Source organism: Sphingobium sp. TCM1, from assembly GCF_001650725.1.
Taxonomy (GTDB): domain Bacteria; phylum Pseudomonadota; class Alphaproteobacteria; order Sphingomonadales; family Sphingomonadaceae; genus Sphingobium.
Map to the genome: position 1 here is coordinate 1 of NZ_LXVX01000009.1, position 17590 is coordinate 17590.

At 62.0% G+C, this 17590-nt stretch carries 20 protein-coding genes; 10 read left to right on the plus strand and 10 right to left on the minus strand.

What is annotated here, in order from left to right; genetic code table 11:
• The first annotated feature begins 351 nt into the window (after positions 1–351).
• The 7 genes from A7Q26_RS07130 (at position 352) to A7Q26_RS25075 (ending at position 3013) form a co-directional block, all read left to right on the plus strand.
• A complete protein-coding gene (locus tag A7Q26_RS07130; RefSeq protein ID WP_066858698.1) occupies positions 352–942 on the plus strand; it encodes a hypothetical protein in 591 nt (196 codons plus the stop codon).
• A 152-nt stretch (positions 943–1094) separates the two neighbouring features.
• Entirely contained in the window at positions 1095–1262 is a 168-nt protein-coding gene (locus A7Q26_RS26300; RefSeq protein ID WP_443018152.1) for a helix-turn-helix domain-containing protein, read from the plus strand.
• Positions 1255–1518 (plus strand): hypothetical protein, encoded by a 264-nt coding sequence (locus tag A7Q26_RS07135; RefSeq protein ID WP_066858700.1) that lies wholly within the window; start codon positions 1255–1257, stop codon positions 1516–1518. Before A7Q26_RS26300 ends, A7Q26_RS07135 begins: the two co-directional genes overlap by 8 nt.
• Positions 1515–2123, plus strand: a complete 609-nt coding sequence (locus A7Q26_RS07140) for a hypothetical protein (protein WP_066858702.1) — start codon at positions 1515–1517, stop codon at positions 2121–2123. Before A7Q26_RS07135 ends, A7Q26_RS07140 begins: the two co-directional genes overlap by 4 nt.
• Positions 2120–2449, plus strand: a complete 330-nt coding sequence (locus A7Q26_RS07145) for a hypothetical protein (RefSeq protein ID WP_066858704.1) — start codon at positions 2120–2122, stop codon at positions 2447–2449. The genes A7Q26_RS07140 and A7Q26_RS07145 overlap by 4 nt, the downstream gene beginning before the upstream one ends.
• A complete protein-coding gene (locus tag A7Q26_RS07150) occupies positions 2449–2832 on the plus strand; it encodes a hypothetical protein (protein ID WP_084439022.1) in 384 nt (127 codons plus the stop codon). The genes A7Q26_RS07145 and A7Q26_RS07150 overlap by 1 nt, the downstream gene beginning before the upstream one ends.
• A 31-nt stretch (positions 2833–2863) precedes the next feature.
• On the plus strand, positions 2864–3013 hold the full coding sequence (locus A7Q26_RS25075) for a hypothetical protein (RefSeq protein ID WP_157102481.1): 150 nt from the start codon (positions 2864–2866) through the stop codon (positions 3011–3013).
• On the opposite strand, the gene A7Q26_RS07155 is transcribed toward A7Q26_RS25075, so the two are convergent.
• Complete coding sequence (locus A7Q26_RS07155; RefSeq protein WP_066858707.1) at positions 3010–3663, minus strand: SOS response-associated peptidase; 654 nt, start codon at positions 3661–3663, stop codon at positions 3010–3012. The genes A7Q26_RS25075 and A7Q26_RS07155 overlap by 4 nt on opposite strands.
• Before the next feature lie 75 nt (positions 3664–3738).
• Here A7Q26_RS07155 and A7Q26_RS25080 point away from each other — a divergent pair, with 75 nt between their 5' ends.
• On the plus strand, positions 3739–3915 hold the full coding sequence (locus A7Q26_RS25080; RefSeq protein WP_157102482.1) for a hypothetical protein: 177 nt from the start codon (positions 3739–3741) through the stop codon (positions 3913–3915).
• Positions 3916–3924: 9 nt separating this feature from the next.
• On the opposite strand, the gene A7Q26_RS26130 is transcribed toward A7Q26_RS25080, so the two are convergent.
• From A7Q26_RS26130 to A7Q26_RS07180, 7 genes are all read right to left on the minus strand, one after another.
• Positions 3925–4059, minus strand: a complete 135-nt coding sequence (locus tag A7Q26_RS26130; protein ID WP_269747230.1) for a hypothetical protein — start codon at positions 4057–4059, stop codon at positions 3925–3927.
• Between the two features lie 79 nt (positions 4060–4138).
• Positions 4139–4462, minus strand: coding sequence for a hypothetical protein (locus tag A7Q26_RS07160; RefSeq protein ID WP_066858709.1), 324 nt, complete (start codon positions 4460–4462; stop codon positions 4139–4141).
• A complete protein-coding gene (locus A7Q26_RS07165) occupies positions 4459–5001 on the minus strand; it encodes a glycoside hydrolase family 108 protein (protein ID WP_066858710.1) in 543 nt (180 codons plus the stop codon). Before A7Q26_RS07165 ends, A7Q26_RS07160 begins: the two co-directional genes overlap by 4 nt.
• Positions 4998–5372, minus strand: a complete 375-nt coding sequence (locus A7Q26_RS07170; RefSeq protein ID WP_066858712.1) for a hypothetical protein — start codon at positions 5370–5372, stop codon at positions 4998–5000. Before A7Q26_RS07170 ends, A7Q26_RS07165 begins: the two co-directional genes overlap by 4 nt.
• The gene (locus A7Q26_RS25085; RefSeq protein ID WP_157102483.1) at positions 5365–5541 is read right to left on the minus strand and encodes a hypothetical protein; all 177 of its coding nucleotides are present in this window, start codon (positions 5539–5541) and stop codon (positions 5365–5367) included. Before A7Q26_RS25085 ends, A7Q26_RS07170 begins: the two co-directional genes overlap by 8 nt.
• Entirely contained in the window at positions 5538–6935 is a 1398-nt protein-coding gene (locus A7Q26_RS07175) for a hypothetical protein (RefSeq protein ID WP_066858714.1), read from the minus strand. Before A7Q26_RS07175 ends, A7Q26_RS25085 begins: the two co-directional genes overlap by 4 nt.
• Before the next feature lie 10 nt (positions 6936–6945).
• Complete coding sequence (locus tag A7Q26_RS07180; RefSeq protein ID WP_066858716.1) at positions 6946–9081, minus strand: hypothetical protein; 2136 nt, start codon at positions 9079–9081, stop codon at positions 6946–6948.
• 51 nt (positions 9082–9132) lie between these two features.
• Here A7Q26_RS07180 and A7Q26_RS07185 point away from each other — a divergent pair, with 51 nt between their 5' ends.
• Positions 9133–9381: a hypothetical protein gene (locus A7Q26_RS07185; RefSeq protein ID WP_198162868.1), complete on the plus strand. Its 249-nt coding sequence runs from the start codon at positions 9133–9135 to the stop codon at positions 9379–9381.
• Complete coding sequence (locus A7Q26_RS25090) at positions 9378–9530, plus strand: hypothetical protein (RefSeq protein WP_157102485.1); 153 nt, start codon at positions 9378–9380, stop codon at positions 9528–9530. The genes A7Q26_RS07185 and A7Q26_RS25090 overlap by 4 nt, the downstream gene beginning before the upstream one ends.
• Here the strand turns inward: A7Q26_RS25090 and A7Q26_RS07190 are convergent.
• A complete protein-coding gene (locus tag A7Q26_RS07190; RefSeq protein ID WP_066858720.1) occupies positions 9527–15574 on the minus strand; it encodes an acetyltransferase in 6048 nt (2015 codons plus the stop codon). The two genes, A7Q26_RS25090 and A7Q26_RS07190, sit on opposite strands and share 4 nt — an antisense overlap.
• Positions 15574–17589 carry a hypothetical protein gene (locus A7Q26_RS07195; protein ID WP_066858723.1) on the minus strand — a complete coding sequence of 672 codons (2016 nt, stop codon included), beginning with the start codon at positions 17587–17589 and terminating at the stop codon, positions 15574–15576. Before A7Q26_RS07195 ends, A7Q26_RS07190 begins: the two co-directional genes overlap by 1 nt.
• Position 17590 lies beyond the last annotated feature (1 nt).

Genomic DNA, 17590 nt, shown 5'->3' on the forward strand with positions numbered 1-17590 from the left:
CAATCCCTGTCGCGCCCACCATTTTCCCTTGATATTCCAAGGGTTAATGGTGTCCCTATCGGAGCCTCCGAATTTCCGAAGCAGAACAATGCACGAACGAACGTAGATTCGCGCGGCTTGTTCGTACAATCCCGGTACAGCTATTTTCGATTTGGCGCGTCGGGCGCGAATCGGGGCGCGGCATGAGCGCCTTGATCTACCATGGCACGCCCATGACGCCGCGTGCCTCGCTCCAATCCGTCATGCCCGGTCGCGGCGCTTGCGTCTCATTCTTTCGCCCTGACGATTTGGAGGCTCTGCTGGCAATCTGCCCGCAGGTCATGTTTCGACCACGGGGCGTTCAGCTTCTGGATGAGGGCGCTGAAGGCGGGAAGGGAGTGGGACGAGTTCGATCGCCTCGCCTGGTGGCTCTGCTACTATCAGTGGCTAGAGCCTATCATCTATCAGCCGGGGCGCTGGGCGATCATGCCGGACAGTCCTGGCGCTCCTTCCCAGCTCAACGATGGGCTTCTGAACGATTGGCCGTTTGGCCCGTGCCGGGGCGCGCCGGTCTGGCACATGGATGGATCTATCGAAAGGCTGGCACGGCTTTGCGAGAGATATGGTCGCGTCTGCATTGGATGGATCGGGGATCCAAAGAAGGAGCCGGTCGGGTGCGACGCCTACCGCTGGAAGATGGACGAGGTGGCCAAGTTGATGGGCAATGTGTGGCACCCTCTCCACATGCTTCGTGGGACAGCTGTGGCGTTCCAGTATCCCTTCATCAGCGCGGACAGTACTTCTCTCGCGCAGAACGGGCATCGTTACGATTGGCAGGACGATCAATGGTGCATGGTCAGCGGGCCGCCACGGAAGTGGAAGGGTCGGGCTTGCTACGCCGACAGACTGGAGGGCCAGCGGCATGAAGGCGGCTCGCAGGGCTATGTGCCAATTGCGGCTTGAGCGTGCGATGGCGCGCCGGCTGAACAGCATTGACCAGTGCAAGGCGTTCGGCCTCGGTTACGGTCGATCGATTCGCGTTGTGGGTGATCGTGCCCGCCTGAACGGAGGCGCTGCACATGGGTAGGATGTTCAACGCTTCCGAGTTCGCTCGCATGGTCGAATATCACCGCAAGAGCCGGAACGTATCCGGTAGGGAAGTAGCCAGGTCGATCGGCATTTCATCTGCGACCTACAGCCGTGTCACTCGCGGCCATCCACCAGATGTAGAAACATATCTCCGCCTTAAGCGGTGGATCGAAGGAGGCGCGGCACATGGGTAAGGGAACCGTATCTAGGTCCGATGCTCGCCAGATCGCCGAAGCGGCCAGCGAGTGTGCTGATAAGGCGCTGGTGTGGAGAGATCGGGCGTTGAAGGCGGAGGCTTTGCTGGCCCGCTTTGTCTCATGGGTGGATCGTGCTGATGCCCCCGGCGACGATGCGCAATATCTCAACGGCGAGCACCCAGATCAGCGCGCGGCTGATCGTGACGGGTGGGATGACCTGCGCGATTTGGTTGCGGAGGCGCGATCAGCATGATCCAGCTCGACCTGTTCGCCCCGCCGCCAGCGCCTCCGGTGTCCTCAGTCCTGCGCGTCAGCCACACGGTTCAGACTCGCGCCGCCCAGCACGGCGGCATTATCACGGTTTACACCGAGGATGATCCTGAACCGTTCGAATTGACTGTGCGCGGTGTCGAGTGCGTCGCGTCATGGTCGGGCGGTTTCTGCACCCATGCCATAGGACCGGCTGGCTCACCCTTCTGGTCGGAAACCGGCTTTCGCTCATTTGGTGTCCCAACGCTCGATACCGACGAGATTGAGGCGATCATCTGCGACTATATCGACCGGCCCGCCAAAGCGTATGGGTGCGGCGGAAAGCTGGTCCGCTGGTGGCCTGGTTATGTCCTGCAATGGCGGCAATCGCTAGGCTTCGAGATCGAGATGACGAAGCAATACAAGGGCCGCGAAGGCGTCTGGGGCCAATGGGGACCGGAGGCATGGGCGGATCACTGGCATCGTCACGACATGAAGCTTCAAGACGCGCTCGACCAGATGCGCGAGGAAGGCATTGATCCGAACGATGTCGGGCCGCCGCGTGGGTTCAATGGCAAGTGGCCGAAGTTCGAAAGGATCGCAGCATGAACCACCCCAACCCCATGACCACTGACCTGCTGGCGCTGGCGGAAATGGAGGCGATATTCCTGCCGCCCATATCCGACAGCGAATTGGAGGAGCTGGCGAAAACCAATCCTCCGCTCGCCCATAAGTGCAGCGGGTGCGCCTATCGGATGGGGACGGATGCGGCAAACAATCCCACCACAGCCGCGAACCGTGACGATTGCGACCGTGCCGGCCATCCGTTCTGGTGCCACATGGTCCGCAATGATCTGGGTATGCCTGTGCATCTGTGCGCGGGGTGGGTCGATGCCCGCGCCTCTCTCCACCCGAGCGAGAAGGGGGAGGGGTGATGTTCGGCAACCTTCCACCCGACGAGGTTGAGCGGCGCAGGCTGGCTTCTATCGAGGCAATGGAGGAGCGCAACCGCACTGCATTCGAGCGCTGGTATCAAAAGCGCTGCGACGAATTCTTTTGGAAGAATGGGAGGTGCTGCGCCGGTTGTGACCATTGGTGCAGCGAAGCGGGTGACATAGGCGAATGCCTTTCTGCCCCGCCTGTATCCGGTGAGCAGGTGCTGAGAAGCCTTGACATATCGTGGTCCAGCCACATCCCGCCACCGGGCCAGCCATACACGCGCCGGGATCACGTCTGTGGCGCGTTTCAGGATACGTTCGATTGGGCTTCGCTTGGGGCGGAGTATCTGGCTTCCATAGGGGCGCCGCTCACCCCTTGACCGAATCGCCAACCAAGCACAGCCTCGACCCATGACCGACGACGAGATAGAAGCCGAACTGTCCGCGCTAAGCGACGACGATCTGGCAAAGGTGTGGCTCGATGCGCCGGACCCTGAGCATCCGACCCGCCGCGAAGAATTGGCGCTGGGCATGATGGAACTGCGCAACCTCGACTTCTAAAACAGCACCGGCCCAGTAGACGCCTCGCCCTTCTTCCTGAACCAAGGTCGATCGGTATGCTCCACGATCATACGGTCAGCGGGATAGGGCCGGTCAAACTGAGACAGCTCCTCCAGCGGCGCGTGCAACCAGGTGTCCCAATCTTCCGGATCAAGGATCACCGGCGAGCGGTCGTGAATGTCGATCAGCTCAGGCGCATTGTCCGTCATGACGCCGGTATAGACAGCGCCCCATTCATCGCTGATCGTCCAAAGCCCTGCCAATGCGAAGATGGGCTGGTCCTTCACCGATAGCCACGTCTCTGTCATGTGGCCCGGCTCACCCACAGCTTCGGCATAGCGCGCCGTGGGGATCAAGCAGCGATTGCGCGGATCGATCGCCCAGCGCTTCCAATAGCTGCCAAGCTTGTCGAACCGCGCATTGTTCACCGGCTTCGGCTTCAGCGGCTTGCCGGTCTTCTTGCTGGTCTGCGCCAGTGGGAAGCCCCAGGTCATTTGCTCCAGCACGCGCTCGCCATCCTCCAGACGGATCACCGTGCCGGGCTGGGCCGGATGCGTCTCCAGCGGTCCCTCGTTGAACCGGACGCCGGGCCGCGCCTTGAACAGGTTCAGCACCTTCTGCGTATCGCCGCGCTCTGCCCGATTGCACATATACCCAGCCTGTAGCGCGACGACCGGAGAGTCAAATCGCTTGACCGAAACCGGAACATTACGGGAACATTGAGTATGTTTCGCCCTCTCCCCGAATCCGATCCTCTCGCCCGCGAGTTTACCGAGATCATGAAGCAGATCGAGGCCGGCCAGCCCATGCACCCGATGGAGATATGGGAGCTGGTCGTTCAACTGCGCGAGGCTGGCGCGATCGGTTGGGCGAACAGGCTGGCGGAGCATCTGCCGGATTAGAGAGAGCCTCTAGGGGATCGGGCAAAGGCGATCGGCCGCGCGCTGGGCGAGCAGCAGCGCCGCGCGCGCATTGTCGCAGGTCGCATAGCCCTGGACGGTGGCGCAGCCGGTGAGCAGCAAGAGGAGGGGGAGCGCCCGGATCACGGCGCCATCCAATATACCGCGGCCGCTAGCATTGCGAACCACAGGGCGGTTGAGATGGGAACGGCGATGAGCAGGTGTTTCATGGCTGCGACTCCACGGGGACGGGGTTGGCAGGTGCGTTGACGATCTCCGCCTGCACCGGTCCAGGCGGCGCGCTGGACGCCAGTTGAGTGCCCAGCTTCTCCACCGATCGCCCCGAAGAAAGCGCGACAAGGGTGGACAGGCAGTCGCCCAGCTTCAGCGCGCCGGCGGTGCCGATCGAAACCAGCACATTTTCCGCCCAATTCGGCAGCGCGCGTGGGGTAAGGTAGATGCCGACGACGATCACGAGCAGGATGACGATCAAGCCCGCCGAGATGGCGAGTAAGACGGCGCGGTCGGAGATGCGTTCAACCGCGCTCATTGACCGACCCGATTGGCGAGCCAGCCATAGACGAACGCCTCCTGGTTTGGACTGCTCTCGGCAAGGCTTAGATAAAATTCCCCTTGCAGCGCATCGAGTGCCTTGCGCAGCACTTCACCGCCCGCCGCGCCACGCTTAGCCATGAAGCCGCGCAGCGCGTGAAGCGTCATCGGCCCAACAAGGCCGTCAGTGCTGATGTCGGGATAATCGCTCGCCTGCCGGTTCAGGGCGTTGAGCGCGCGCTGGAGGAACTTTCCGGCCCGCCCCACGCCCATGTTGACGCCCGTGTCGAACATCTCATCCGCGATCGCCGGGCATAGAGCCGCGACCTGGTCGAACTTCGGCCCGGTCCAGTAACGCGTCTTGTAGATGTTCGCCGCAGCCGAGCGGGGCAGGGCGCGCATGTCAGCGAAAAAGCCATGGGCTCGCGCGACCTGCTCCGTAATGCCCCAATTCGTCGGACCGCCGCGGTCCGCCGGATGGTTGGAATATCCGCCCTCGCGGCGGATCACTTCGTCTATGAGTTGGTCGATGGTCATGGATGACGCCCCTCAAATAGCAGCTTCACGAGGAACAGGATGACGGTGACCGCGATCGTAAAGACCGCCGCGACGCCCCCGTAAAAGCCGACGCTCTTTTCCTGCTTGAGATTTACCGCGGTCAGGCTGTCCTTGAGCGCGTCCATCTTGTCGTTCAGGATCGAATGGTTTGCGTCAATGCGAGCGCCCAGCTTGTCCTCCAGCTTCTCCAGCCGGTCATCGAACTTGTCCTGTTTCTTTTCCATGCGCTCCAGATGGCGTTCGAAGTTGAGCGCGGCTTGGCGGTCGTTGTTCAGGTCGTGCTTGACGACGCGGATCAGCTCGTGCGCTTTCGCGATCTCCATGCGAAGTTCTGCGAGTTCTTCAGGCATCTTCGCTCACCACCTGCGCCACCATCTCCGGCTCCAGCCACCGGCTCATCCCGTCCACACAGAAGCGGCCCGCATCATCCACCGCAGAGACGACATAGCACCCGCCGCTGCTGGTCGGGGGATAGCCCTCGATGCCGGGGATGAGGGTGACGTGATCGCCAACGGTCACAGCAGACGCTCCAGCGAGAAGTTGTCGCCGCTGCCGGTGATGTTGACGTGGCCGTTGCTGCCGGTGCCGGTTGGTGCCATCGTCAGGCTGATCGTTGCCGTGAGGCCGCTAATCGCCACCGAAGCGCCGAAGATGCCTGTCGGCTCAGCAATCGTATCCTTGACCGCCGCAATGGCCGCTGCGCCGTCGCAACGGATCGCGATCTTGATTTCCGCAACGCCATTCGCCACCCCGCCGACAAGACCGTTGACGTTGACCGTCAGCATCAGGCCGCCCTTGAAGCCCCCGAGCAGATTGACCCGCGCGACATCAATGCTGGTCGATGTCGTTGCATCGGTCGCCCAGTCACCGCTGATCGCCCATTCGCCGATGCCGCGATCATAAAGCCGCATTGTCTTGAGCGGGGCGTCGATCCCAAGGACAGCCGCACCGCCGATCAGCCCGTCATCATGGTGAAGGTCCACGAAGGACTGGCCGTTGAGGCGGAACACGCGGGCGACCCCCGCGTCTGTCTGGCCTGCCAGGGTGATGTTGCTGCGATACGCTGCCCCTGCCATTACCTCGAAAGCAGCGCAGTCAGCCGCGTCAATCGAAAGGAGATGCGCGCTCTCGATGACGATATCACCGACGACATGCCCCCCGCCTTCGTAGCGCCAGTAAGCAGAGGCGCCGGCATCGGTAGCCGTCGAGGTTAGCCGCCCCTTGGTGTTGGTGAAGGTGTTTCCTGTGCCGGAACCGCGCTTGAACCAGAACACATTGCGAGCAACATTAGTGAAGGGGAAATTCGAGATATTGTCGAAGCAGTTCCACGCGACATTGCTTTCCAGGCCAAAGCTGGTCGTGCGCGGCGCGCTATCGTCAATGATGGTCGCTATGGCCCCATAGCTGGAAATGTTGTGGATCTTGTTGAACTGCGAGAACTTCGTGTTGTCCGCTCCCCCGAACTTGATCGCGCAAGCGGCAGCCGGTGGCGCGCTTAGCTCGAAGACCGCCCGAAAGCCCCCGATGTCGTGCTGCTCGCAAGCGCCGGTGAAGATGAACAGCGGTGCGTCGGCGGTTGAGAAGATGACGCCGTTGTCGCTCACAATGTCGATCCCACCGTCAGGCACCGTAGCGCTGCCATTGACCCGATATTCCCCAGGCGTCCTGCGAGGGACAATCAGGGGAACGCCGCGCGTGTGCGCCTTGGTGACATTTGCCTGGAGGGCCGCAAGATTGGCGGCCTTCGCCTCCGTGCTGCTCGCGTTCGGGGTCATCCCATCGAAGGCATTGACACCCACAATATCCTTGAGCGCCTTGCCGATCGTGCCCTCCGCAAAATCGGTGCTGTCGTCAAACGGGATGATGTCTGCACCATCGACAGTGACGCGGGAAAGATCGCGGGCGCGGCTCATCTCATCCTCCTCACAGAACAGGCGCTTGCACGGTCGAACCGAATTTGTAGGTGCCCGATCCGCCCGCCGCAGGAATTTCGAAACCGCGCGTCAACGTCGCGTTAATTTCAATGTCGTGCCATTCGTCGTTCGTGACTTTGACGCACAGTCCAGAACCGGTGCCGGGATCGATGAAGCGCGGATTTTTAAGCGTGCAGCGGCCGCCATGGACTTCGAAGAAGGCTTTGGTGCGGACCTGGTTGAGGCCTGACCGAATATTGCCGCCAAACCAGAGAGCATCGCCCCCCGTCTGCTTGAACAGTTCACCCTGACGCGCAACAGCCTCGAAAATGCCGCCGCCGACATAGCTGAAATTGCCATCCTCGACCTGAAATAGCGCCTGGCCGGTGTCCGTGCCAGGCCCGAGAGCAAAGGCGCAGGCGCCCAGCGCCAGCGTGCCGCCCGTCTGCTTGACGAAAAAGTCATCACCCGCGCCGGTCGTCGCGTACCAGCTACCGACAGCCAGCTTGCCGCCGCCCATTTCGAGCCGCCCATAGGTGCCGTCCAGATGCAGTTCACCAATTGTGCCGAAACCATCCGTGCCGGGTTGATCGAACGTCGCGTTACGGGTGATGATGCGCTGGCGGAATGTCTTGATGGTCTTGGCCGAAAAGCCATCAACGCGGCCAAGTTCCAGCCCAATCGCTACACCGTCGCTGTAGATTGAATAGAGCGCCTGGCTCTCTGTCACGGCACCGCAACCATAAGGCCACAGCTCGATTGTGTTGACGTTGGTCTTGTCAAACGCCCCATCCATGATGAGGCCTCTGCTGAAACAGCCCATGCGCAACGTGTCGATGTCCAGACCGCCATTGTTCCCTTGAAGGTCGAAACCCTCCCAGCCCAGATAGACTGTCACCCGGCCCTTCAGCTGCATCCGCGCGACATTGCGGGCATAGAGCGCGGGCGGATACTGGATCAGATTGGCGCGGTTATAAGTATCGGGCTGAAAGAAGCGAAAGCTAATGTCGGCCAGCCCGCATCCTCGCTCCGCTGTGTTCGGTGGCACGATGATGACGCCATTACCGCCCAGCGGGAACGTAGCAGGAATGTTGAACTCAGTGCCATTACCCGGCCCTGTTCCGGTCGGATCGCCATAATACATCTGGCCGCCCGCATTCTGTGTGACCGGCGAAAGCAGATCATAGCCCTGCGGTCGTCGGGCAGTCGGGAAGTAGATGTCGTGATCCGTCTGAGCGGCGCGGTTCATCTGCGGCGACCAGTCATCGAGCGTGTCGCCAAGCTCGGGGCGATAGAAATCCCAGATCGACGGCATGCGATCGGAAAGCCGGTCACCAACCGCTCGCGCCGCTGCCATGGACAGCGGGTATTTCGAACCGACTGTATCCGCAGCCGATGGGTCGGAAAGCCCTAATATGTTGCGTCGGTCAACGATGCCCTGGTCGAAGGATACGCCAGTAATTATCGTCACGACATCATCGACATGAATGTTGTCATCGGTGATCGTCAGGACAGGATTATTCCAGATGTAGGCGACCTCTCCATCGTCATTGCCGATGTTGGCCCCGTTGATCGAAACGCGCGGGTCTACTAGCCCTTCCAGCATGGCCTCCGGCGCGGCCGAAAAATCGAACTGCGTCTGCCCTTCTTCCGTTGCCTTGATACTGGCCCAAGCATGCGTTCCGGCACCGCCGCCGCCCGAACCAACGGAAAAGCCCCAAGTGCCGTCTGCGTTGACGATGGGATATCGACCCAAGGCGTCCCCGCCGCCGACTGGAACGACAGGCGCGCGGTCTAGCCGGCTCTTGAGGGCAAGGTCACGGATCGCAGCGCGATCGTTCGCCTCGTTGACCGTTTCAGGTCGATACGCCTGCCCGCTTGAAAATGTGATCGGCTGCTCAAAGGTCGGAGCGCTCTCAATGTAGAGATCGCCGCCGCTAGGAGCCGAACCGAACAGAACCGTCCCGCCCGATGGCGTCAGCGTGACCGTATACTGGCTCGGGAACACATCGGTTTCGGCGCCATCTGCTAGGACGAAAACCCGGAGCTCGGATGCAGACGCTGCCTTGAATGTGAACGGAAATTCGACCGTCGAGCCATTGGCCTCATAAGGGCCAGAATAGGTGTCGGTCGTAGAAACAGCCATTCTCTTGCCTCCGGGGACGATGGCAAGTAATTAGAGGGCATGATGAGGGGCTTGAATCGACGGGCGGCTCTGGTCGCGCTGACGCTGCTGGGGGCCTGCGCCACCGGCCCGAACAACCTTTATGGCGGCATCAACGGCCAGAAGGTGACCGGCAACGAAGTGTCGGTGATCGTGTCCAATATCTGGAACGAAATGGACGGGCTCAAACTGGCGGACGCGCATTGCAAGCAATATGGCAAGGCAGCGCGCCTCAATCGTTTCGAGAACTACAAGGCCAGCTATGATTGCGTCGCGCCATGAAGAAGATCGGTGCGCGCGTGAACTGGTGGGCTGTTGCGATCATCGTCCTTCAGTGCATCATCCTGTATCGGCTCGATGGCATCGCCGATGATGCTGCGTCGGCGGCCGATAGCGCCTATGAGGCATGGCAGGCGGCAGCTTATCGCTAGTCCTCCTTAATCCTCCCCGTCGTCAGACCTTCCCACCATTCGCCGAATGTCTCAGGCTCCTGATCGCCGGCGCCTACGTCCACGAGGAATTGCGTTGCCGCTGACACCTGGCCGGGAATTGGTGCGCCGAGATAGCCCGCCATCTCCAGAATGTTGCGGGTGGCGCGCTTGGTTTCCTCCCCTTCCAGCAGTCGCTTGAGGTCGCGTGCAGTCGCGACCGCAGTTCGCCCCAAGCCGCTGGCCGGCGTGAAATTATATCCGAACGGCGATGCGATACCGCCCGCGATGTCCCGAACGACCGGGAGAGGCCCGAGCGCAGACATAGCGATCTTTTCGAATGCCCAGGCCGTCCAATCCTCGTCATCATCCGGCGCGCGCCCCGCCAGCAATTCCGAGGCGAGGGCAGGGAAGAAATAGAGCATCATCGTGCGAGCGAGCAGCGCCGGAAAATCACCGACCGACCGCGTGCGGATCACCTGCGCATAGTCGCGGTTGAGCGTCCGCTGGCGCTGATAGAAGGCGGACATGTAGCTGTAGAACATCGTCATCAGCTTGAGTGCTTCGCCGGCTGAGCCCTTGCCGCGCTGGATCGCCGCCAAGTCCTTCGCCGCGCCAGCGCCCTGCGATTGCCGAACCGCCTTGTCAGCGAAGGCAATGGCCTGGCGTTCGTCCATGCCTTCCGTGAGGCCACGGTTATAGGCCCCGATCCACGAGGCGGTGGAAACGAAACGATCCATCATGCCGATTGTGTAGAAGGCAAAGCGCTTCACGTCCGACACGAACCCGAACCTCGATTGCTCCCGCCGCACCGCATCCCGAATGTCGCGATCAAACGTTTCCGTTCGCGCCGCCACTTCCTGGCTATTCTCCAAAACGAAGCGAATTGCGCCGACCGGGTTCTTGGCAAACCGATAGACACCATCGGCCACCCAGCGCGCACCGATCCGCTCGCCGGAGTTGATGAGGCCTGCAAGCTGCATGACCGTGGTGGAGAAGCGGAAGCCCATGCCGACGAAGGTTGCGTTCGTTCGCAGCCCCTTGACCATCTTTTCGAGCGCGCCAAGCCCCTGCGCGTCATAGGCATATTCGTTGGCAATATGCTGGAGCCACGGGTTAAACTGCTTCTGGATATGTTCGCCCAGCGCCTCGCGAACGGCTGTAATAACCCGCTTGTCGTTGAGGAAGCGGTGCGCGTCTATCACAGCCTCGCGATGCGTGATGTCGTGAACAACCTCGCCCACATGCCGCGACAGGACGGACAGCGACAGCAGCACGGGCCGCTCGACCTTGGTGCGCTCGTTGGTGGCCCCGGCGCGCGTGTTGGCGCGGCGATAGGCGCTTTCGAACAACTTGTCGCCGCTGACCGCATTCTGGCGCTCAGTGTCAAGCGAGCGGGTCGGATCATAGACGACAGGATAATAGCCGCCGCGCAGGGTGCCGGCCGCAGTCTCGATCGGACGCGCCTCGACCTTTTCCGGCTCCACACCGTTCACCCGGCGCTCCAGCGCAGCGATGTCCGGCCAGAGCGTATCGATGATGTCCCAAGCCTCTTGAACGAAGCGCCATTCCTCGACCGTCAACTCACGATTGAGCATGTCAAGAATGCCCTGTTCATTCCAGCCATAGCCGCCCGCTAGCTTTTTCGCGTTGCCCTCGTTGCCCATGTTGAGCGCCATCGCGACAAGCTGGTCCCGCGTCATGACGGCAGGGCGCCCGGTTTGCGGGTCAATGAAATTGAGCGTCACCTTTTGCGTCCAGCGACGGCGCGTTGCGGCGGGGATTTTCTGGCGCGCATCCTCCAGTTGGCGGTTCATGTCGTTGACGCGGCGGCGACGCTGTTCCTGCGCATCGACAAAGCGCTGAAACACGACCCGGTTGAACACGCCAGACGGCCCCTGATCAAGCCAGTCGAATACCGTCTCCATCTTGAGCAACGCGGCGTCCATGCTCAGGATGCGATCCTTGAGACTTCCCCACCAGCCAGGCTCCAGAAACGCCACATTTGAAGGGGTGCGCGGCAATCCTCCAGCAGCCTCTACCGCTTCCGTCACGACCGCCTCGAAATCGCGCTCCTCCTTGGCGTCCAATAGCTTCTGCTTGAGCCGGCCAAGATGCATAATCTGCGTGACGGCAGCGTCCAGCCCGACCAGTTGCTCGACCGTGAGGCGGCTCCAGTTCGTGGTGCCCAGAGAAGCCGCGAAGGATGGCGGGACGATCATGTCGCGGCCAGCTTCCTCCTGTTCGCGCGCCCACGCCTCGAAGCCCTCCTGCCGATCGATGAAGCGCTGCGACCGCTGCTTGAGGTCCACCTGTTCCAGCAAGCCTTGCGCCCGCTCCAGATAATCCTGATCGACGCTCGCCATAGTGCGCTTGGACGCAACCTTGCTCATGCGCGACACTGCCGCCTCGATGTCGTCGGCGGCGCGCTTGGCTTCGGAGATCAGCGCATTGTTCAGCATCTGCGCCTGCTTCTGCCGAAATGCCTCTGCGTTATCACCGGCAATGACCGCATCCATCGCAGCCTTGCTCGCCTTCGATGCTGCGCGTTGGTAGCGCTGGATCGCGGATCGGGATGCGACATCGGCAACCCGGCCCTGCCTTACTGCCCGCGCCGCCCAATCCTTCGCAATGCGATAAGGCGTAAGGCGCTGGCCTGTCGAGCGCGCCAGAACACGCATTTCGGCGGCGATGACTTCGCCCTGTTGATCGTTGTGGATGATCGCAAGCGCTTCCTCCTCAATCGAGCCATCATTGAAGGGGTCCCCGTAGCGCTCCAGCATGAGCGCATCGACTTCCTGGTCTATCAGTGCCTTGCGCACCGACCGCTGATCACCTCCCTCCCTCAATTGCCGGCGAGCCGTCTCCACGCCCATGAGGGCGCGGACCATCGCTTCGCCGGATGTGAAGCCGGACAATTCGGCCGCATCATCTGGATTGACCCCGCCATCCTTGTAGATCGGGGGAACATTCTTCGGGAGCATGGCCGGAGCATCTTCGCCCAGCGCTTCCCTGATCCATTCCGCATCGAGCGGGGCCTGTTTCGCCGCCGCGAGCGCGCGAAATTCCGGGCGAGCATCGATGCGCGCCGACACCTCTGCTTCGACAGTGGCGCGACGATCCTTATATTCCTTCGTCACCCGGCGTTTGACCGCGTTCATCGCCTTGGCGAGCAGAGCATCATGGGCAGCGTCTCGCGCCCCGGACGTGCTTTCCTGATAGGCGGCGAACTCGTCATCCGTCATGGCATCCGGCTTGTCGGTAAACAGCGCCTCGATATTCTGCGCCTGACGCGCTTGCTCGATTTCCTCGTCCGTCGCGATCAGGCGATCCATGACAGCGCGGATTTCCGGGGTGATAGGGGCCTTCAACCGATCGACGCTGCGATAGATCGACACCAGCCACGACCGGAACGCTTCGAACGCGCGCCGCAGAACCGGGGTAGGGGATTTGCCCTCCATCAGATAACGCTCGACCCCGCGCGCCCACATTTCATGGGCGTCAACCGGGATCACGCCATCGGCGACGGAATGCCCGTTGGCAGCGAACCAGTCCTGCACCGCCTGCCAGTCCGCCTTGATCTGGTCGGAGGCGTCGGGGTCGGCCGCATCATAACGTAGTTGCTCCAGCCACAGGTGCCCGGTTTCATGCAGGAATGAACTTTGATCGCGCGATTGGAACAGTTCGATGACGCTCGGGCCTTGGCCGAACCCGGCAGACGGGAACACAATGCGACCGCGCGGGCCATCGTTATAGGATTGGTCGAACGCTCGGCCTTCCGCCTCAGCCTGATAGGCAGCAATCGCGTCCTTGATTTCCTTACGTGTCGCCTTGTCGGGATCGATGCCCCGGTTCTCCAGAACGCCCCGCAATTCCTGCGCCGCATCACGCAGCGTCTTTTCCTGCGCAGTCAGGAACCGATCGCGCCCCGCCACACCCTCGGCAATCGCGTCCAGCAAATCGTTCGCGCTTGGACGCTCCGAGAACTCGGGGAAGTATCCCGCCTCCCACGCCCGCTGCGCCCAGGCATCAGCGCCATATTCGTTCACGCCTAGCCCACCATCAGCCAGCATGGAGGATTGCCCGTCGCCGCGCGCATCGCGTAGCAGCTTGCGCTTGCCGGGCTTGCCCTTGTGCCAGACATCTGCGCCCATAGCCTTGAGGTCGCCGCCAGTATCGACAATGCCGCCGCCGCGCGCGATGAAGTCCATGAGCGAAGGGCCGGCCGCCGTCTTGGCGTCCTTTCCGCCCTTCATGGTCTCGATCAGAATGTCGGTGTTGTCGGCCGCCTGGACCTGGGCGAGGGCAGGGGGAAGAATTTGCCGCACGTCAACGGGATCGAACTCTTGTCCCGTCAGGTCGCGCCCCATGCGTTGAGCGCGCGTCGCCTCCCGCTGCGTCAGCAATTCGGCTTGCGTCATGGCGGTGGCGGGCGTGAAGCCGGCATTCATCAGCTTGTCGGCGATCGACTGGCGTAGCGTGTCGCGCGGCTGTTCCTGCGCCCGCGCCGCCTCCGCTTCCTGCGCCGCCTGTTCCGATAGCTGGTCGATCACGTCCGCCATCGCATCATCGAACGTCTGCGCTTCCCGCATCGACATGCCACCAGCGGACAGGCGCATATCCTCTTTGAGCGCGCCCCATGCGGGGGTATTGGCGATGCGCGCCAGATCGCCCACCGGCAGCACGACATCGCCGCCCGTTGCCAGCGCCTCATCGATCGCGTCGCGGTAGCCGTCGAACTCGCCTGAATAGCCGTCCGACTGCATGTAGCTGTTGACCGCATCGCCGGGGATGAAAACCCTGTCCGTGCCGGTGTCGTCGCCAAGCTGCTGGATCAGGTCCGACAGGGCCTCGGGATCGCGCGTGCCCGTTTTCGCCTTCGCTGCTGCCTCTGCCACATCATCAAGGAAGGTGCCGTTCGCGCGCGCCATTGCCGCCTGCTGACGCTTGTCCGCCGCATCGGAAATGATCCTTGCCGTCCGCTCTGTCGCTGTCGTCAACCCCACCGTCGCACCGACACCGCCGACCGTGGCGACCAGTGTTTCCGCTGCCGCCGCAGGACGCTCCTTCATGAAGTCGGCAACGGACTTGTCAGGGTTGAGCGTCGCCCACTCGTTCAGGTCTTGCAGGAACGTCGCCGCCTGCTCGCCGGGGATTTCAGCCGCGAGCTGGCGGATCAGCGTCTTGCCTAGCGGGGACTTCGCAGCCAAGTCGCCAACCAGACGCGATACCGGGATTTTCTCGGTGACGAACTCGACCGCACCCTGCGACGCGCCGTAGATCAGCGAGCGCGGAGCCGACAGCCCCTTGTTGCGAGCGTTGACATACTCGTTACCACCGACCGACGCCCCCATGACTGACGCGCCCGCGCCGGGGCCAGCGACGACACCAACGCCAACGGCAGCGAGCGATGTAGGCAGGCTCTCGACACCTTGTAGGAGATTGCGCGCCAGCCAGTTATCAACGTTCGGGCGCGCCTTCGCCGCCGCGTCTTGATCGGCTTTCTGGATCGACAGCGCATAATCGGCGATGATCCGGGGCAGCGACTTGATCCCAGCCCTTCGCTCTGCCTCCGAGGATGGCGTGAGCGCGTCCATGTTTTCCGCCAGGCCGCCAATCGCACCATAGATCCCGCCCAGCGCCTCATAGGCACCGGCCTGCACCGTCTTGCCGACATTTTTGAGCCCGTAGAAGGCTTTGCCCAGCAACGACAGATTATCGTAATCGTCAGCGGCAACGGCCGCATTATTGCCCTTCGCCGACCAGCGCCCGATGGCGGGATAATCCTGCGCCGCAGCCTTCGCCCGCGCTGCCCGCGCCTCCATTTCGAACGCGGGTAGATTGCTTTCCACCACGGCGGCGGGAAGGCCCCGCGCCTTTGCGATGGCCCCCGCCCGCGCAGCCTCATCTGGCTTGGCAACCTTGATGCGGAACGCCATTTCCTCGTCGCGCTGGCGCTGCAAATCGGCGGCGAAGGGATCGACCGTTTCGGGCTGATTGTCCCGGCTGCGCATCTGATCCAGATATTTGAACGGATCAGTCGCCATTACCAGTAACGCCCCTTGCCGTTGCGGAAGATTTCCGCGACCTGATCGTCAGTGGGTTCGCGGCCATAGGTATCGCGATATGCCTTGACGATCTTCCACTTCCGATCTTCCGGCACGTCGCCAATGCCCAATTCAAAGCGAGGCTTTGTCTTTTCGCCAGCGCCGAAGAAGCCCACCGTCTTGAACGTGACCTCCTTCGTGGCGGACAAGAAAGAGCGATACAGCTCATCTTCCGTAGGCTTGCGCTTGCCCCCGGTGAGAGCCTTGATTTCGGCTTCCATGATTTTCTGGACGTTGACCCGCTTGCGCTTGTCGTCCTCCTTGCTACCGGTCAGCCCGGCCTCAATGCCGAATGTCGAAATGGTGGACGACACCTTGCCGCGAATATCCGCATCGGGATCGCCGGCAACGATGCGAGCCTGTTCCTTGAGAAGCCCCTGCATTTCGGCGGGTGTGACCTGGCCGACATATTTGCCGAGCGATTGCTTGGAGAAGCCTTCGGGATCAAGGATGCGCTGCAACTCCAGTGTCGTCGCAATCGACCCGTTCGCCTTGACCTCTGCCGGCTTGGCGTTCGACTTCGCGACACCGATATAGGAGCGCAGTGCGTCGGGGGAGAGGCTGTCGCGGATGCTACGCGGCATCTGCGAAATGTCAGTGAACCCGCCACCGCGCTCGTTCACCCATTTGGATGCAGCCTGATCGGCATCATCCTCGCGGCGGCGCTGCAACATTTCATCAAGCGAGACGCGCTCCTTCGCCTCAGCCAGCACAGCGTCGCGCTGTTCGATGCTCCACCCCTGCGCTTGTGCCTGCGCGAAAATGCGGGACGTGACTTGCTCCATGTCCCAGCGGCGCGGGGCAGGCATGGCCCCGCCACCACCCTTGCCTAGGACGATATGCCAGTGATCGCCAGTCGCATGGGCCGTCTTGCCGCTGCCGGTTTCGTTCAGAGCCTCCAGCACCGTATAGCCGGCATCCTGCACTTCCTTGACATATTGCTCGAACGACATGCCCTTGATCGGGGCCACATCGACGGCAGCATGGCTTTTCGTGTGCCACGATTTGGGATTGGCCTTCGATAGCGGATGATCCGGCCCGCGATAGGTCGATGTCACGCGCGCCTGCGGGAACAGGCCCTTGATGACCTCGCCGCCGTTGGAGACGGGCGTTCCCGAAACACCTTTGCCCGGTTCACCCTGAATCGGAGGCAGTGCCATCAGCGCATCGACGGTCTGCGCCGCCCAGCGCTTTTGCATCGGCGCGGCCAGATCAGCGGAAATACCCGCTTCGTCAGCGGCCGTCATCCTGCCGGCGTTCGCCTTGAAATAGGCGTCCGCCATGTCGTAATCCTTGTCGGCGATGTAGCGGTTCAGCACTGCACTATGAGCCGCACTCTCCGCATCGCGCTCCACTTTGGTCAGGATTTCATCGCCGCCCAGCCCGGCCATGATCGCGTTTTGCCGGGCTTGCGCGCGCGCCTGGCTGATGAAGTCCGCACGCTGCGCCGGATCATCGGAGGAAACAGCCGTCTCGACCAGATTGGCGAACTTCGCCTTCCCGGTTTCCTGTTCAAACATGCGGAGCGCGCCAACCGCGTGCCCGGCGATGTCATTGCCGGTCTGGACCTGGAGCCGGCGCAACTGCGGCTCAAGATAGCGCTTTGTTCGCGGATCGGCGCCAGCAAGGGATTGCCCGATGGCATCCTGCAACGCCTTGTCGGTGGCGGGGCGCGCGTCCAGCGCCTCTTTTCCCACCTTCGTCTTGTAGGTTGCGAGAGCCTGCGACGCGGCTGTCGCTGCGTTCAGATACAGCGCATCGGCGTTCGTGCGGGCAAGATCGTCATTGATGCGATCCTGCGCCACGGCATAATCCGCGACCGCGCCGCCAATCTGCTGTAAGCCTTGTCCGATCGCGCCAGCAACACCGCCACCATTATCAGCGGCACGAAAGCGGGCGCCGGTAGTCTGGACCGGGCCGACCTGGGGAGAGCCATATGTCTGGATGCGGGGCAAT

Excerpts from the sequence above, each read along its gene's own strand:
- A7Q26_RS07175 (WP_066858714.1), bottom strand. The coding sequence starts at position 6,935 with ATGAGCCGCGCCCGCGATCTTTCCCGCGTCACTGTCGATGGTGCAGAC.
- A7Q26_RS07190 (WP_066858720.1), bottom strand. The coding sequence starts at position 15,574 with ATGGCGACTGATCCGTTCAAATATCTGGATCAGATGCGCAGCCGGGAC.
- A7Q26_RS07180 (WP_066858716.1), bottom strand. The coding sequence starts at position 9,081 with ATGGCTGTTTCTACGACCGACACCTATTCTGGCCCTTATGAGGCCAAT.
- A7Q26_RS07130 (WP_066858698.1), top strand. The coding sequence starts at position 352 with ATGAGGGCGCTGAAGGCGGGAAGGGAGTGGGACGAGTTCGATCGCCTC.
- A7Q26_RS07145 (WP_066858704.1), top strand. The coding sequence starts at position 2,120 with ATGAACCACCCCAACCCCATGACCACTGACCTGCTGGCGCTGGCGGAA.
- A7Q26_RS25075 (WP_157102481.1), top strand. The coding sequence starts at position 2,864 with ATGACCGACGACGAGATAGAAGCCGAACTGTCCGCGCTAAGCGACGAC.
- A7Q26_RS26300 (WP_443018152.1), top strand. The coding sequence starts at position 1,095 with ATGGTCGAATATCACCGCAAGAGCCGGAACGTATCCGGTAGGGAAGTA.
- A7Q26_RS07155 (WP_066858707.1), bottom strand. The coding sequence starts at position 3,663 with ATGTGCAATCGGGCAGAGCGCGGCGATACGCAGAAGGTGCTGAACCTG.
- A7Q26_RS07135 (WP_066858700.1), top strand. The coding sequence starts at position 1,255 with ATGGGTAAGGGAACCGTATCTAGGTCCGATGCTCGCCAGATCGCCGAA.
- A7Q26_RS07165 (WP_066858710.1), bottom strand. The coding sequence starts at position 5,001 with ATGACCATCGACCAACTCATAGACGAAGTGATCCGCCGCGAGGGCGGA.
- A7Q26_RS25080 (WP_157102482.1), top strand. The coding sequence starts at position 3,739 with ATGTTTCGCCCTCTCCCCGAATCCGATCCTCTCGCCCGCGAGTTTACC.
- A7Q26_RS07150 (WP_084439022.1), top strand. The coding sequence starts at position 2,449 with ATGTTCGGCAACCTTCCACCCGACGAGGTTGAGCGGCGCAGGCTGGCT.
- A7Q26_RS07140 (WP_066858702.1), top strand. The coding sequence starts at position 1,515 with ATGATCCAGCTCGACCTGTTCGCCCCGCCGCCAGCGCCTCCGGTGTCC.
- A7Q26_RS07160 (WP_066858709.1), bottom strand. The coding sequence starts at position 4,462 with ATGAGCGCGGTTGAACGCATCTCCGACCGCGCCGTCTTACTCGCCATC.
- A7Q26_RS07170 (WP_066858712.1), bottom strand. The coding sequence starts at position 5,372 with ATGCCTGAAGAACTCGCAGAACTTCGCATGGAGATCGCGAAAGCGCAC.
- A7Q26_RS25090 (WP_157102485.1), top strand. The coding sequence starts at position 9,378 with ATGAAGAAGATCGGTGCGCGCGTGAACTGGTGGGCTGTTGCGATCATC.